Annotated in this window: 13 protein-coding genes; 6 read left to right on the top strand and 7 right to left on the bottom strand. The window is 72.1% G+C overall.

The genetic code is table 11. The features are described 5' to 3' along the window. Positions 1-59: 59 nt before the first annotated feature. From F6X53_RS00420 to F6X53_RS00410, 3 genes are all read right to left on the bottom strand, one after another. Positions 60-923 (bottom strand): DUF1206 domain-containing protein, encoded by an 864-nt coding sequence (locus F6X53_RS00420; RefSeq protein ID WP_150996087.1) that lies wholly within the window; start codon positions 921-923, stop codon positions 60-62. Between the two features lie 8 nt (positions 924-931). Next, positions 932-1273, bottom strand: coding sequence for a hypothetical protein (locus F6X53_RS00415; RefSeq protein WP_150996682.1), 342 nt, complete (start codon positions 1271-1273; stop codon positions 932-934). A 135-nt stretch (positions 1274-1408) separates the two neighbouring features. Further along, positions 1409-2854: a homospermidine synthase gene (locus F6X53_RS00410; RefSeq protein WP_150996085.1), complete on the bottom strand. Its 1446-nt coding sequence runs from the start codon at positions 2852-2854 to the stop codon at positions 1409-1411. A gap of 264 nt (positions 2855-3118) precedes the next feature. Here F6X53_RS00410 and F6X53_RS32040 point away from each other — a divergent pair, with 264 nt between their 5' ends. The 4 genes from F6X53_RS32040 to F6X53_RS00395 all read left to right on the top strand — a co-directional run bounded on the left by F6X53_RS32040 (position 3119) and on the right by F6X53_RS00395 (position 8094). Further along, positions 3119-3295: a hypothetical protein gene (locus tag F6X53_RS32040; protein ID WP_191970642.1), complete on the top strand. Its 177-nt coding sequence runs from the start codon at positions 3119-3121 to the stop codon at positions 3293-3295. A 146-nt stretch (positions 3296-3441) separates the two neighbouring features. Continuing rightward, a complete protein-coding gene (locus F6X53_RS00405; protein ID WP_150996083.1) occupies positions 3442-4119 on the top strand; it encodes an invasion associated locus B family protein in 678 nt (225 codons plus the stop codon). Positions 4120-4222: 103 nt separating this feature from the next. Next, entirely contained in the window at positions 4223-4594 is a 372-nt protein-coding gene (locus F6X53_RS00400) for a hypothetical protein (RefSeq protein WP_150996081.1), read from the top strand. A 116-nt stretch (positions 4595-4710) separates the two neighbouring features. Then, positions 4711-8094 carry a hypothetical protein gene (locus tag F6X53_RS00395; protein WP_150996079.1) on the top strand — a complete coding sequence of 1128 codons (3384 nt, stop codon included), beginning with the start codon at positions 4711-4713 and terminating at the stop codon, positions 8092-8094. 5 nt (positions 8095-8099) lie between these two features. Here F6X53_RS00395 and fliP read toward each other — a convergent pair whose 3' ends face one another. From fliP to F6X53_RS00380, 3 genes are read right to left on the bottom strand one after another with little or no spacing between them, the layout of a single operon-like run. Continuing rightward, positions 8100-8858, bottom strand: a complete 759-nt coding sequence (gene fliP, locus F6X53_RS00390) for a flagellar type III secretion system pore protein FliP (RefSeq protein ID WP_150996077.1) — start codon at positions 8856-8858, stop codon at positions 8100-8102. A 46-nt stretch (positions 8859-8904) separates the two neighbouring features. Then, on the bottom strand, positions 8905-10011 hold the full coding sequence (locus F6X53_RS00385; RefSeq protein ID WP_150996075.1) for a lysylphosphatidylglycerol synthase domain-containing protein: 1107 nt from the start codon (positions 10009-10011) through the stop codon (positions 8905-8907). A gap of 10 nt (positions 10012-10021) precedes the next feature. Further along, complete coding sequence (locus F6X53_RS00380; protein ID WP_244965499.1) at positions 10022-10471, bottom strand: (2Fe-2S) ferredoxin domain-containing protein; 450 nt, start codon at positions 10469-10471, stop codon at positions 10022-10024. Positions 10472-10740: 269 nt separating this feature from the next. Between F6X53_RS00380 and F6X53_RS00375 the strand changes: the two genes are divergently transcribed. Beyond that, positions 10741-12051 carry a KpsE/RkpR family capsule polysaccharide export protein gene (locus F6X53_RS00375; protein ID WP_150996073.1) on the top strand — a complete coding sequence of 437 codons (1311 nt, stop codon included), beginning with the start codon at positions 10741-10743 and terminating at the stop codon, positions 12049-12051. A gap of 159 nt (positions 12052-12210) precedes the next feature. Next, a complete protein-coding gene (locus F6X53_RS00370; RefSeq protein WP_150996071.1) occupies positions 12211-12495 on the top strand; it encodes a hypothetical protein in 285 nt (94 codons plus the stop codon). Positions 12496-12498: 3 nt separating this feature from the next. Here F6X53_RS00370 and flbD read toward each other — a convergent pair whose 3' ends face one another. Continuing rightward, entirely contained in the window at positions 12499-13863 is a 1365-nt protein-coding gene (gene flbD, locus F6X53_RS00365) for a sigma-54-dependent transcriptional regulator FlbD (protein ID WP_150996069.1), read from the bottom strand.

The raw sequence follows: 13863 nt of genomic DNA, 5'->3' as shown, positions 1-13863 counted from the left end.
GCGCGGGGTCCGGCTCTTGTCAACGCGGCGTCCGGGGCCGCAGGCTCATTCCTAACCCGTCAGGTGACCGAGCGCACGACGCGCGCCACCGCATCGTCCGCCTTGTCGAGATCGGGCGCGTCGATCCGGCGGAACCGGGCCTGGATCAGCCCGAAGGCCCCGAAGGCGAAGTGGCCGGCCGCCACGAGGGCGAGCAGCACCCAACCGTAGGGCTGGGCGCGCAGGGCCGCGAAGGCGCCCGCGAGCCCCTTTACCTCGGACGAGGCCTGGTGCCAGGCCGCCGCCACGAAGAAGCCCCCGATGAGCAGGAAGGCGATGCCGCGCGCCGCGTAGCCGAAGCGCCCGATGGGCTTCGCCCAGCGGCAGGCCGCCGCGTCGAGGGCGAGGCGCTCGGTCACGTCGCCCTTCCAGGCCTTGAGCAGGAACGCGATCCCGCCGCCCATCACCCCGAGGCCGATCAGGCCGACGAGCCAGAGCCCGAGGGGCTTGGAAAGCAGCCACGCGGTCCAGTCCTGCATCCCGTCCTGGCTGCCGCGGTGCCGGCCGAGCCCGAGGGCGAGGCTCGCGGCCGTGACCGCGAGACCGCTATAGATCGCCGCGCTGCCCACATGGGCGGCCCGCACGACGAGGCCCTTGAGGCCGCTGCCCCGGTTGTCCGCGTCGGTGACGCCCTCGATCAGCCGCCAGAGGGCGAAGCCGAACAGGCCCAGCGCGATGAGGCCGACGATCCAGGCGCCGAAGGGGCCGCCCAGCACCGTCCGGAGCGCGCTCTTGCTGTCGCCGGCCTGCCCGCCCCGGCCGATCGCCGCCAGGACCGCGAGGGCGCCGACCACGCAATAGACCGCGCCGCGGGCGCCGTAGCCGAAGCGCGCCAGGCGCTCGAGGGTGTTGCGGCCGAAATGGAATCGGGTGAGGCCGGCCAATCCGCGCCTCACTCCGGCTCGCGCTGGGCCTTGCCCGCGAGCGCCACGTAGAAGCCGAGGCCGTCCTGCGCGGGCAGCGTCTGCAGGCGCTCGATCAGGCCGCGGCGCTTGGCGTCGAGGAGGAGGCGGCCGGCGGGCTGGAACAGGGTCTCGCCGCCGCCATCGGGCGGCGCGTCGAGCCGGATCGCCACGGTCTTGCCCTTGGCGAAGCGGCTGCGCTCCAGCATCTCCTTGAGGGAGGCCTCGGCGGTGGGGCGATTGGTGCCGCGCAGGTCGAGCACCGATTCGGCGTCGGTGACGCCGAGCGATCCGCGCAGCTTGTCGGCGTAGAAATCTTCGAAATGGGGCAAGGGCAACAACTCGCGCTCGATCTTGAGCGCGAGCTTAACACCCGCCGCGCGCACGCGACAGGCATTCGGGGCCGTCCGGACGCCGCAACCCGGGCGCTCCAGCGGAGCGCGGCGCCCGGGCGGAATCGCGGCGGCTCAGCCGTGCACGAGCACGTTGCGGAACTGCCAGGGATCGCTCGCGTCGATATCCTCCGGAAAAAGGCCCGGGCGGCCGTCGAGGGGCGTCCAGTCGGTGTAGACGCCGACGACCGGGCCGAGATACGGGGTCTGCACCTCGAGGCAGCGGCGGAAATCGATCTCGTCGGCCTCCACGATGCCGGCCTCGGGGTTCTCCAGCGCCCAGACCATGCCGGCGAGCACGGCCGAGGTGACCTGCAGGCCGGTGGCGTTCTGGTAGGGGGCGATCCGGCGGGTCTCCTCGATCGAGAGCTGCGAGCCGTACCAGTAGGCGTTCTTGGCGTGGCCGTAGAGGAGGACGCCGAGCTCGTCGATGCCGTCCACGATCTCGTTCTCGTCGAGGATGTGGTGCTCGGCCTGGACCTTGCCGGCATTGCCGAACATCTCGTGCAGCGAGAGCACCGCCTCGTTGCAGGGGTGGTAGGCGTAGTGGCAGGTCGGCCGGTAGGCGACGGTCGCGCCCTCCATCACCGAGTAGTAATCCGCGATCGAGATCGCCTCGTTGTGGGTCACGAGGAAGCCGAACTGCGACTGGGCGGTCGGCGTCCAGGAGCGCACCCGGGTGTCGGCGCCGGGCTGGAGCAGGTAGATGGCGCAGCGCGAGCCCGCCTCCTGCTCGCGGGCATTGTCGGGCTTCCAGGTCTCGTGCGTGCCCCAGCCGAGCTCGGCCGGCTGGTTGCCCTCCGAGACGAAGCCCTCCACCGACCAGGTATTGACGAAGACGCCCATCGGCTTCTCGGACTTGGCGCGCTGCGTGTCGCGCTCGGCGATGTGGATGCCCTTCACGCCGACCTCGCGCATGAGGGCGGCCCATTCCTGGCGCGATGTCGGCTCGGGGGTCGAGAGGCCGAGATCCTTGGCGAGGTCGAGGAGCGCCTGCTTGACGAACCACGAGACCATGCCGGGATTGGCGCCGCAGCAGGACACCGCGGTCGGCCCGCCGGGGCTCGCGGCGCGTGCATCCAGGATGTTCTGGCGCAGGGCGTAGTTGGTGCGGTCGCCCTGGCTCTTGCTCTTGTCGAAGTAGAAGCCCGGCCAGGGCTCGGCCACCGTGTCGATGTAGAGGGCGCCGAGCTCGCGGCAGAGCTCCATGATGGCCCGCGACGAGGTGTCGACCGAGAGGTTGACGCAGAAGCCCTGGCCGCCGCCCTCGGTGAGCAGCGGGGTCAGGATGTCGCGATAATTCTCCGGCGTCAGCGCCACCTTCTCGAAGCGCAGGCCGTGCTTGTCGGCCAGCCCCCGATCCTTGTCGGACGGGTCAATCACCGTGAAGCGCGCCTTGTCGTAGGTGAAGTGGCGCTCGATGAGCGGAAGCGTGCCGCGGCCGATCGAGCCGAACCCGATCATCACGATGGGGCCGGTGATCCGGCCATGGATGGGGTGCTGGGTCGGTCGGTCTGTCATGGCGCGAGCAATCCTTCTTCTCAGGTCGCCTCGTCGGGCGAAGCGGCGTGCATAAGTGCCGGAAATGACGAATGAGCGACGCGCTCAGTGGCGCCTGACGGCGGCCGGGTCAACCGCGGGCGCCGCGGGAAGGGGTGAACATCCGGTTGCCGACGCATGAGCCCGGCGCATGGCGCCCCCGCCGCCCTGCTGCGTTGCAGCAGTTTCTCCGGCCTCTCATATTGCAATGCAATAGCAACGTTATCGCGGGCGAAGGAGGCCACGATGCTCACGGTTCTCGTCTCAAATATCGCCGAGCCCCTGGAAGAGCCGCTGGACCGGGATCCCGGCGTGCTGACGCTCGCCGCCACCCTCCTGCGCGCCATCCGGCGGGGCCACGAGGCGGCGTTCGCGCGCCGCTGCGAGAAGGCCCGCGCGACCGGGTTCCACGCCTCGAACTGACGCCGCGCCGGGCCGGAATCCGGCGCCGCGCTATCGGGGATGTGCGCAGAAATCCCGCTTGGCTCGATTGCATCGCGTGCGGCGGGCGGGTAGGCGGCAAGGCATTGTCGCGTTGCCCACGGGGACCTGCCCATGCGGACCTGCCCATGCCGCCGATCCGCATGATCCGGCCCTTCGCCGCCCTGACCGCCGCGCTGCTTCTCGCCGCGTCGCCTGCCTTGGCGCAGGAAGAGGCTCCGGCCGCGCCCGAAGCGGCGCCGAAGCCCAAGCCCGCACCGCGCAGGCCGCCGCCGAAGCCCGCCGCCAAGGCCGAGACCAAGCCCGAAGCGAAGCCCGAAGCGAAGGCCGCCGCGCCCGAGACGGCACCCAAGGCGGTCTGGCCGGAGGGCGCGAGCTCCGTCAGCGAGACCTACGGGGACTGGACGGTCAACTGCGTCCGCGACACCGCGACCCAGTGCAACATGGTCCAGTCGCAGGGCGACGCGAAGACCGGCCGGCGCCAATTCGCCTTCGAGCTGAAGACCCCGAAGGACGGGCGGGCCGAGGGCCTGATCCTGATGCCGTTCGGGCAATCGATCGAGGCCGGCGTCAGCTTCAAGCTCGACGAGACGGTGCTGGGCAAGGGCGCGCCCTATCTCACCTGCGGCCCCGAGGGCTGCTACGTGCCGATCAGCTTCCCCACCCTCGCCACCGACGCGATGAAGACCGCCCAGAACCTGACCGTGACGGCCCAGAAGCGCGAGGGCGCGGAGCCGACCGTCATCACGGTGCCGCTGAACGGCTTCTCCGCGGCACTCGCGCGCGTGCTGGCCCTCGGGAGCTGAATGCGCGGCATCTTCGCCGCAAGATCTTCGCCGCAAAGAGACATCGCCGCAAAGAGACATCGCCGAAGGGTCGCAGAACCCCGGCGCCCCCGAGGAGACGACGATGAAGCGCATCCTGCTCGCCGCGGCCCTGACGGCCGTCCTCGTCGCCTCGTCAGTGGCGCAGCCGGGGCCGGAAGGACCGGCCCCCGACCCGAAGACCGAGCGCCAGCGCAACGGGGCCGCCAAGCTCGCGGGCCTCGTGGCCTTCGTCGACGCCTCCTGCCCCGAGATGCGGGGCGATCCGGAACGGCTGAGCGTCGCCGTTACGCGCCTCGGCGTCGATCCGGTCGATCTGCGCCAGGGCGAACTCTACCTGCGCGCGAAGGCCTACACTGAGATCTACCAGAAAGACGTTCCGGCCAATTGCAAGCGGGCGGTCGAGACCTTCGGGGAGGCCGGAACCGCGATTCCCGGGCTCATCGTCAAGAAGTAGCCCTCCGGATTAAGCGGGCGTTAGCCGCGTTTGGGCACACTCCGCTGCATCGTGGTGTATCCGGCGACGCGCTTTCCCGTGAAGGCGCCCGCCGCTCTCGGGTGTGGCGTTTCGCGATGGGGGCGGCTCTCGCAACAGGACGGCGTTCGGGCCGGCGCGGCGCGCCGGCAAGGGGCGTTCGCCCCACGCTCGCCGCCGTCCCGCTGGCGCTGGTTCTCGCCCTCACGGCCGGGCTCGCGCCGGCCGAGGCCGCGCGCCTGCTCTCGGCCCGCGGCAGCCAGCCCGAGAACTATGGCCGCATCGTCCTGGCCTTCGACAAGTCGGTGCCGGTGCGGGCGAAGCTGTCCGGGACGATCCTGGTCCTGAGCTACGCCGAGCGCGCCTCGGGCGGGACCGAGCGGCTCGCCACCGAGATGCCGGCCTTCGTCTCGACCGCCCGGCGCGATCCCGACGGCAGCGGCCTGCGCCTGGCGCTGCAGCGTCCCTATCGCATCAATGTTCAGGAAGCCGGCGAGCAGGTCTTCGTCGACCTGCTGCCGGAGAACTGGGCGGGCCTTCCGCCGCCGCTTCCGCCCGAGATCGTGGCCGACCTCGCCCGACGCGCGCAGAAGGCCGAGGCCGCCCTCAAGGCCGCGACGCCGCCGCCGGTCCCGAGGCCGCTGAGCCTGGAGGTCGCGCACCTGCCGTCGTTGACGCGCCTCTCGATCCGCCTGCCCGCCGACGTGCAGCCCCAGATCGAGCGGCCGGGTGGCGCGACCCGCATCACCTTGCCGGGCGCGTGGCGGCTCGACACGGCCGATACCCGCGGCCGCACCAAGCCGGCGATCGCCAGCCTGACCACCGAGGCCGACGACAAGGCCGCGAGCGTCGTGGTGATGCCGGCCGAGGGCTACGTCGCCACCACCGACCGGGACGAGGACAGCCTCACGATCGATGTGGCGCTCAAGGACACGGCGCCGAAACCCGTCGCCGAGACCGAGCCGGCCGCCCCGGGCGAGGCGCAGGACGCGAAAGCCGCGATGCCCGCGCGCGCGGCACCGCCATCCGCCGCCCCGTCGGCGCCATCCGCCGCCCCGCCGGCGCCGGCGACGAGCCGCGCGGAGGCGCCAGCGCCGCGCCCCGCACGCCCGGCCGGGGACGGCATGGTGTTCGCCTTCGCGCGCCCGGTCCCGGTGGCCCTGTTCGAGCGCGCCGACATCGCCACCCTCGTGTTCGAGACCGGCGAGACCATCGCGGTCCCGGATCCCGGCCGGACCGGCTTGCGCATGCTCGGCGAGCCGAAGCGCACGGGCGGGGTCGTGGCCTATCGCTTCACGGTCCCGGCGGGCCGCCTGATCGACCTCCTGCCGGTCGGCGACCCGGAGGCGCCGCGCGGGTGGGAACTCGTCGCGGGCGAGAGCTTGAGCCCGAGCGAGACCCTGACGGCGACGCGGCTCGCCGGCGCCGCCGGACGCGTCGGGGTCAGGCTGCCCGATCCCGGCCGCGCGACCTGGCTCGACCTCGATGGCGAGCGGGTCGCCGTGGTCACCAGCGCCGGCCGGCGGCCCGCCGGAATCTCCAAGCGCCAGCGCTTCGTGGATTTCGAATTGCTGCCGAGCCGCCTCGGCCTCGCGGTTCTGGCCCAGGCCGACGACCTCGTGGTCCGCCCCGAGCTCGAAGGGGTCACGATCGGCCGCGAGGGGGGGCTCGCCGTCTCGACGGTGGCGCGCCAGCCCGAGGTCGCGGTGGCGGAGGTCGGCGACCTCGCGTTCCAGCGCGGCCCCTGGGAGGTCGCCCGCCGCGGCAATGTCCGCGACACCCTGCGCGAGCTTTTCGGCGCGACCGCGGCGGCCTCGGGCTCGATGCGCGGCCCGCCCCGCCTCGTCCTGGCCCGCAGCCTCCTGGCAAACGGCCTCAACCTGGAGGCGATCGCCGTCCTGGAATCCATCGCGGCGGATGATCCGCTGATGGCCAACCAGCGCGACGTCGTGCTCCTGACCGGAGCGGCGCAGGCCCTGATGGGCCGCGACGTCGCGGCCAAGCGCATCCTCGGGAGCGAGGCCCTGTTGCGCGATTCCGAGGCCAGCCTCTGGCGCGGCTACGCCGACGCCTCCGCGGGCCGCTGGCTCGCCGCCGAGAGCGCCTTCCGGGGGACGCTCGAGATCCTCGACCGCTACCCGGACGAATTGCAGGGCCTTCTGCGCGCCGCGGTGGCCGAGACCCTGATCGAGACCGGCGACCTCGAGACCGCGACCCGCCAGATCGCCGCCGCGACGGGCCGCGCCGGGGATGCGTTGACGCGCGACCGGCTCGCGCTCCTGCGCGGACGGATCGAGGAGGCGACGGGGCAGAGCGTCGTGGCCGCCGCCACCTACGCGACGCTCGCGCAATCCAGAACCCTGCCGGTCGCCGCGGAGGCGACCCTGCGGGGCGCCCTGCTCGGCCACGGCGCGGGCAAGCTCACGGCGGCCGAGACCGTGGATCGCCTGGAGCGCCTCCTCCTCACCTGGCGCGGGGGCGAGACCGAGAACGGCGTCGTGGCCGGGCTGGCGCGGCTCTACGCCGAGGCCGGCCGCTGGCGCGATGCCTTCCTGATGACCCGGCGCGCCAACGCGAGCGCCCCGGACACGCCGACGAGCCGCGCCCTGCACGCGGAGGCGCAGACGCTGTTCGACGACCTGTTCCTGAGCGAGCGCGGCAGCGGACTCTCGGGGATCGAGGCCGTGGCGCTCTACTTCGATTTCAAGGAATTCGCGCCGATCGGCCGGCGGGGCGACGAGATCGTGCGCCGCCTCGCGGATCGGCTGGTCGAGCTCGACCTCCTCGATTCGGCGGCCGAGCTGCTCCAGCATCAGGTCGATCACCGCCTCGCGGGCCCCGCCCGCGCCGGCGTGGCGGCCCGGCTCGCGGCGATCCGCCTGATGGATGCCAAGCCGCTGCAGGCGCTCGAAACCCTCGACGCCACCTACCTGCCGGAGCTGCCCGGGGAACTGCGCCGCGCCCGCAGCCTGATCCGCGCCCGCGCCCTCTCGGACCTGTCGCGCACCGACCTCGCGCTGGAGACGATCGAGGGCGAGACCGGCGCCGACGCGCAGCGCCTGCGGGCCGACATCCTGTGGGGCGCGCGGCGCTGGCGCGAGGCCGGCGAGGCCCACGAGACGCTGCTCGGCGAGGCCTGGCGCGGACGCCAGCCCCTCGACGACGCGGCGCGCGCCGACGTGATCCGGGCCGCGATCGCCTACGACCTGTCGGCCGAGGGCCTGGGGCTGGAGCGGCTCAAGGCCAAGTTCGCGGGTCCGATGGCCGAGAGCGCGGATGCCCGGACCTTCGCGCTCCTCACCGCCGCGAACGCGGTGCGCAATCCCGGCTTCCGGGAGATCGCCCAGCGGGCGACGAGCGCCGAGACCCTGGCGGCCTTCCTGGCCGAGTATCGCAAGCGCTACCCCGAGACCGCCGTGCCGGAGCGCGGCCGCGCGGCCGAGAACCGGCCCGAGGGCGCAGCGCCCGCCCCGCCGGGCTGAGCCCTTCAGCCGCCGTAGCTCTGGACGAGCGAGCCGGCCACGAGCGTCCAGCCGTCGACCAGAACGAAGAAGATGAGCTTGAAGGGCAGGGCGACCGTGGCGGGCGGCACCATCATCATGCCCACCGCCATTAGGATCGAGGCGACCACGAGGTCGATGATCAGGAACGGGATGAAGAGGAGGAACCCGATCTCGAAGGCGCGGCGCAGTTCCGAGATCATGAAGGCTGGGGTGACGATCTCGAGGCCCACCGCCTCGGGCCCCGAGGGCGTCGGAACCTTCGCCATGTCGAGGAAGAGCTTCAGGTCCTTCTCGCGCACGTTGCGGAGCATGAAGGTCTTGAACGGCGCCGAGGCCCGCTCGAAGGCGACCCCTTGCGTGATCTGGCCGGCGATCAGCGGCTCGATGCCGGTGCGGTAGGCCTCCCGCGCCGTCGGCGCCATCACGAAGGCCGTCAGGAACAGCGCGAGGCTGACGATCACCGCGGTGGGCGGGGCGGTCTGGGTGCCGAGCGCCGAGCGCAGGATCGAGAGGACCACCACGATCCGGGTGAACGAGGTCGCCATCACCAGGACCGAGGGCGCGAGCGCCAGGACGGTGATCAGCGCGACGAGCTGCAGGGCGCGCTCGGTGACGCCGCCCGCGCCGAGATCGACCGTGACGCTCTGCGCCAGGGCCGCGCTCGCGCCGAGGCCGAGGGCGGCGCCCGTGAGGGCGGCTGAGGCGCGCCGGCCGCGGAGGAAACGTCGATTCGGGATGCTCATCGGGGCGGCAAACTGGATCGGGGCACGACGGTACGCAAGCGCGCGCTCACGGAGGCGGCGCCAGGGCGGTGCGCCGGGCTTCCAGATTCTGCCAGACCAGGAGCGCGGGCAGGCCGAGCACGACGTCGGGCACGCGCTTGGCGAGCGACAGCGCGATCGCCGTCCCGGCATCGATGCCGAACAGCGTGCCGACGACGACGAAGCCGCCCTCCTGCACGCCGAGCCCGCTCGGAACCGGGAAGGCGGCGGACTTGATCGCCTGCGCCAGCGCCTCGATCACCAGAACCTCCGCGAGGGTCACGCCCTCGACGCCGATGCAGGCCAGCACGATGGCGATCTCGGCGGCGCCGATCACCCAGGCGAGGAGATGGAGCAGAACCCCCTGCAGCAGGTTTCCGAGCCGCCCGCGGCCCCAGACGGCATCGAGGGCGTCCTGCACGCTCGCGGCCGCCGGCAGGGGGCCGGCGGGATCGGGCTCGGCCTCGCGCACGAAGCGCCGGCCGAGGCCCGCGAGACGCCGCTCGATCGTCCGGATCGCCCCGAGGCGCTGGAGCGAGAAGAAGGCCGCCAGGGCGATCCCGGCGACCCCGAGGGCGCGCAGGACCCAGCCGGACAAGGCCGCGGCGGCCTCGCCCTCGCGCTGCGTCAGCAGGACAGCGCCCAGCAGCGCGAAGAGCGCCTGCGTGCCCGCCTGGATCAGCAGGTCGGCCAGGATCGAGGCGGCGGCCAGCGCCCCGGTGACGCCCCAGAAGGTGAGGAGGCGCCCCCCGACCACGTCGCCGCCGACCGAGGCCACGGGCAGGAGCACGTTGATGCCCTCGCGCACGAAGCGCAGGACCAGGAAGGCGCCGGTCCCGGCCCGGCAGATCCCGGCCAGCAGCCGGGCCCAGGCCAGGCCGCAGAGCAGGATGATGACGACCCGCGTCAGCACGACGGCCGCGAGGCCGAGCCAGCCGATGCGCCCGAAGGCGGTCGCCACGGCGCCGAGATCGTTCGTCGCCACCAGCCAGATCGCGAGGCCGAGGCCGAGCAGCGTGCCGACGAGGGGCAGGCGGCGCAGCAGCGCCCGACCGAGCGCCGCCGGAGCGGAGGCGGCGCGGGGCGCCGTGCCCCCCAGCGGGGCTTCAGGCGGGGCGGGGTCTTCGACCGGCATGACGGACGCCTCAGGCGCCGGACGGGCGGCCGGCTGGAATCGCTAAGCTGCGCGCTAGCGCGGCTTTGGGGCTGAAATCGGGGAGGATCGTCGCGACCGCGTCGTCGGGCGTCGCGGCGGGATCGAGAAGAAGGATCCGGCCGGAGGCGAGGCTCGCGCCGGTCGCGACGGCGAGCGCCCGCTTCGGGCAGGGGCCGAGGCACCCGGTCTCGACGATCCGGACCTTGCGCTTGGGATGGCCGCGCTTCAAGCCGCGCTTGATCAGGTCGCGCACGGCGCGCTTGGCCACGCCCTGGCGCTTCTGGCACTTCGCGCAGACCAGGACCACCGCGGCGATCTTCGATTTCGCGGCCCGGACCTTCGGGCCGGAGGCCGGCCGGTCGACGCGCGGGGCGGCGTCCGCTGTCTCGCGCATCGGGCTGTCGCGCTTCGGGCTCTCGCGCATCGGGCTCTGGCTCATGGAGCTTGGCTAGGGGCTCGCGCCCGCGGGCGCAATCGGCCGAGGGGTTCCTGTGGCGATGGAGCGCGCGGCCGCGTGGCCGAAAGGGCGCGGGCGGGATCCAAGCTTGGCAGGGGCGGGCGGGATGCCTTAAAAAGGGCCGAAAAGGACGGGATCTCCGCAGGGTCTCGGCGACCGTGCCGGCCGGTCCGTTCGCGGCCTGGCCGGACCCTCGCGAGGCTCGGTCCGCGACCGTTTCGTGCCGGAGCGGATCCCAGGAAAACGAGCGGATGAGCGTCGACGAGGTCAAGCAAGGCGAACGGCTCCGCGGCATGATCGACGTCGCGCGCCGGTCCATGCCGGATTTGCGCCGCAACGCCGAGACGATCGAGCCCGTGCGCGACCGCCGCGGCCTCGCCCTGCTGCGCCGCGCCCGCGAGAACCTCGACTGGACGCGCCTGCCCGGCATTCGCCCGCGCGAGTACAAGCCGGTCAGCCTGTCGGCCCAGCTGATCCGCCGCTTCAGCCTGTTCGTCCTGCTGCCGACGGCCTTCATGGCCGTGTACCTCTTCGTCTTCGCCTCGGATCAGTACGTGGCGGAGGCGCAGTTCGCCGTGCGCGGCAACGTCGAGCCCATGGGCGACGTCAATCTCGGCGAGTTCACGAGCCTGATCCAGAAGCACAACAGCCAGGACAGCTTCATCGTCAAGGACTACATCAACAGCCAGAGCATCGTCGAGGCGGCGGAGAAGAGCATCGGCATCTCGAAGATGTTCTCGCGCAGCGACGCCGATTTCTGGGCTCGCTACCGCGTGCCGCAGCCGATCGAGGAGCTGACCCGCTACTGGCGCAACCACGTCGATGCCCGGATCGAGGCGGTCTCGGGCGTGATCACCCTGACCACCCGGGCCTTCACCCCCGAGGACGCGCTGACCATCGCGCGCGACGTGATCGCCAAGACCGAGGTGCTGATCAACGCGATCTCGCTGCGCGCCCAATCCGACATGGTCACGCATGCCCAGGCGGATGCCACGGTCGCGCAGGAGCGGCTGAAGAAGGCGCATCTCGATCTCCAGCGTTTCCGCAACCACTGGGGCATCATCGACCCGATCAAGACCGCGGAATCGACGCTCCTGACCCTCGGTGCCCTGCGCAAGGACAAGCTGAAGGCGGAGAACGACCTTCAGGTCCTGCGCAATTCGAGCCTCGACGAGAAGTCGCGCGGGATCCAGGTGCTGGTGGCCACCGTGGCGGCCATCGACCATCAGATGAAGCAATTGCAGGATCAGCTCACCACCGAGAGTTCGGTCGCGAGCGGCCTGCCGAACATGACGCAGGCGCTCCTCGAATATGAGGGCCTGCTCGTCGAGCGCGTCATCGCCGAGAAGCTCAACGAATCCGCCAACACGCTCCTCGACCGCGCCCGCATCTCGGCGAGCAAGCAGCAGATCTATCTCGCGACCTTCGTGCCGCCGGTCCTGCCGACCGACACGCTCTATCCCCAGCGCGGCCGCACCCTGTTCGTCACCTTCTTCTGCTTCCTGGTGGTGTGGAGCTCGGTCTCGCTGATCCTCGGCGGCGTCAACGACCAGCGGTTGTGAGGGCCTGAGGCCGCACCCCGGCTGGATCGCACCCGCAGCGATCTGCTAGGAGCCCCTTTCGGCCCAAATTGCCTTCAAGCCAGGCCGCCTTCAAGCCAAGCCGCCTCCAAGCCAAGCCGCGCGAGGCTCAGGACCTCCCCGAAACCCCCTTCGAGCGCCATGTCGGATTTCGCTGATCTCGTCGCACGGGCCATCACGCCGTCGATGGACCGCCCCGCGCGCGAGGCGGTCTACACGGTGGTGCGCCAGGCGGTTCAGCGGCTGCAGGAGCGGGAATCCCTGCCCGCCGACGATCCGCGCATCGCGCTGCAGCGGCATCTCGTGGAGGAGACGATCCGGGACGTCGAGGGCGACATCGCCCGCCACGAGGCCCTGCGCAAGCTCGACGCGGCGCTCGCGGCACAGAATGCCGCCCATACGGGGCAGGGCGGCGGGCGCCGCTGATCGTCAGCCGTAGGCGGCCGCGGCCCGGGCGCTGCCGGGCTCGGCCACGTCGAGGCCCGCCACCATGTACTCGTTGAGCTTGTTGCGCAGGGTCCGGATCGAGATCCCTAAGATCTTGGCCGCATGGGTGCGGTTGCCGAGGCAATGGTCGAGGGTGTCGAGGATCAGGTCGCACTCGACCTGCGCCACCGTGCGGCCGACGAGGCCACGGGTCGCCGCCTCGGCGACCTGAGCGGCACGGGCGGCGGGGCCGGCCGGCGGCGCGAGGGTGTCGCCCTCTGGCGTCATGATCGCCTCCGGGCCGATCTCCGGGCCGCTGGCGAGGAGCACGGCGCGGTGGAGCGTGTTCTCCAGCTCCCGCACGTTGCCGCGCCACGGGTTCTCGCACATCACGGTCTGGGCCGCGCGGCTGAGGGGGCGCACCGGCAACCCGTTCACCTCGGCGTATTTCCTGGAAAAATGCGTCGCGAGTTCGAGGATGTCCGCCGGCCGCTCGCGCAGAGCGGGCAGGCGCAGGTGGACGACGTTCAGGCGGTAGAACAGGTCCTCCCGGAACGTGCCCTTGCGGACCTCCTCGGCGAGGTTGCGGTTCGAGGTCGCCAGGACCCGGATATCGACCTTGACCGGAGCGGAGCCGCCGACCCGGTCGATGACGCGCTCCTGCAGCGCGCGCAGCAGCTTCGATTGCAGGCGCACATCCATCTCGGAGATCTCGTCGAGGAGGAGCGTGCCGCCATGGGCCTCCTCGAACCGGCCGATGCGCCGCGCCACCGCGCCCGTGAAGGCGCCCTTCTCGTGGCCGAACAGCTCGGATTCGAGGAGCGCCTCGGGGATCGCCGCGCAATTGACCGAGACGAAGGGCTTCGCGGCCCGCATCGACCGGGCGTGGACGTGGCGGGCCAGCACCTCCTTGCCGGTGCCGCTCTCGCCGGTGATCAGCACGGAGGCCTCGGCGCGGGCGACCTGCTCGGCGAGCTTGACCACGCGCTCCATCGCGGGATCGCGCCAGACGAAGGCCCGGCCATCGGCCGCCACCGCCTCCAGCACAGCCGCGATCAGCTCCGGGTCGGGGGGGAGGGGGATGTACTCCTTCGCGCCGGCCTGGATCGCCGCGACGGCGGCCCGCGCATCCGTGGCGACGCCGCAGGCGACGACGGGCGTGCGGATGCGCTCGGCGTCCAGCGCCGCCACGAGGTCGCGGATGACGAGGCCGACATCGATCATGATGAGGTCGGCGCCCTTGGCCCGCAGGGCGGCGAGCCCCTGCGCGATGCCGTCCGCCTGGGTCACCGCCGCGCCGCGGCTCATGGCGATCTTCGAGGCGGTGATCAGCTCGCCGTTGAGCCGTCCGATCATCAAGAGCCGCAT

It is taken from the genome of Methylobacterium soli (assembly GCF_008806385.1).
Taxonomy (GTDB): Bacteria; Pseudomonadota; Alphaproteobacteria; order Rhizobiales; family Beijerinckiaceae; genus Methylobacterium; species Methylobacterium soli.
The sequence above is the reverse complement of the archived record's forward strand: the minus strand, read 5'-3'. Positions and strand labels throughout refer to the sequence as shown.

Excerpts from the sequence above, each read along its gene's own strand:
- F6X53_RS00410 (WP_150996085.1), bottom strand. The coding sequence starts at position 2,854 with ATGACAGACCGACCGACCCAGCACCCCATCCATGGCCGGATCACCGGC.
- F6X53_RS32040 (WP_191970642.1), top strand. The coding sequence starts at position 3,119 with ATGCTCACGGTTCTCGTCTCAAATATCGCCGAGCCCCTGGAAGAGCCG.
- F6X53_RS00405 (WP_150996083.1), top strand. The coding sequence starts at position 3,442 with ATGCCGCCGATCCGCATGATCCGGCCCTTCGCCGCCCTGACCGCCGCG.
- F6X53_RS00400 (WP_150996081.1), top strand. The coding sequence starts at position 4,223 with ATGAAGCGCATCCTGCTCGCCGCGGCCCTGACGGCCGTCCTCGTCGCC.
- F6X53_RS00395 (WP_150996079.1), top strand. The coding sequence starts at position 4,711 with ATGGGGGCGGCTCTCGCAACAGGACGGCGTTCGGGCCGGCGCGGCGCG.
- fliP (WP_150996077.1), bottom strand. The coding sequence starts at position 8,858 with ATGAGCATCCCGAATCGACGTTTCCTCCGCGGCCGGCGCGCCTCAGCC.
- F6X53_RS00385 (WP_150996075.1), bottom strand. The coding sequence starts at position 10,011 with ATGCCGGTCGAAGACCCCGCCCCGCCTGAAGCCCCGCTGGGGGGCACG.
- F6X53_RS00380 (WP_244965499.1), bottom strand. The coding sequence starts at position 10,471 with ATGAGCCAGAGCCCGATGCGCGAGAGCCCGAAGCGCGACAGCCCGATG.
- F6X53_RS00375 (WP_150996073.1), top strand. The coding sequence starts at position 10,741 with ATGAGCGTCGACGAGGTCAAGCAAGGCGAACGGCTCCGCGGCATGATC.
- F6X53_RS00370 (WP_150996071.1), top strand. The coding sequence starts at position 12,211 with ATGTCGGATTTCGCTGATCTCGTCGCACGGGCCATCACGCCGTCGATG.
- flbD (WP_150996069.1), bottom strand. The coding sequence starts at position 13,863 with ATGCGGCTCTTGATGATCGGACGGCTCAACGGCGAGCTGATCACCGCC.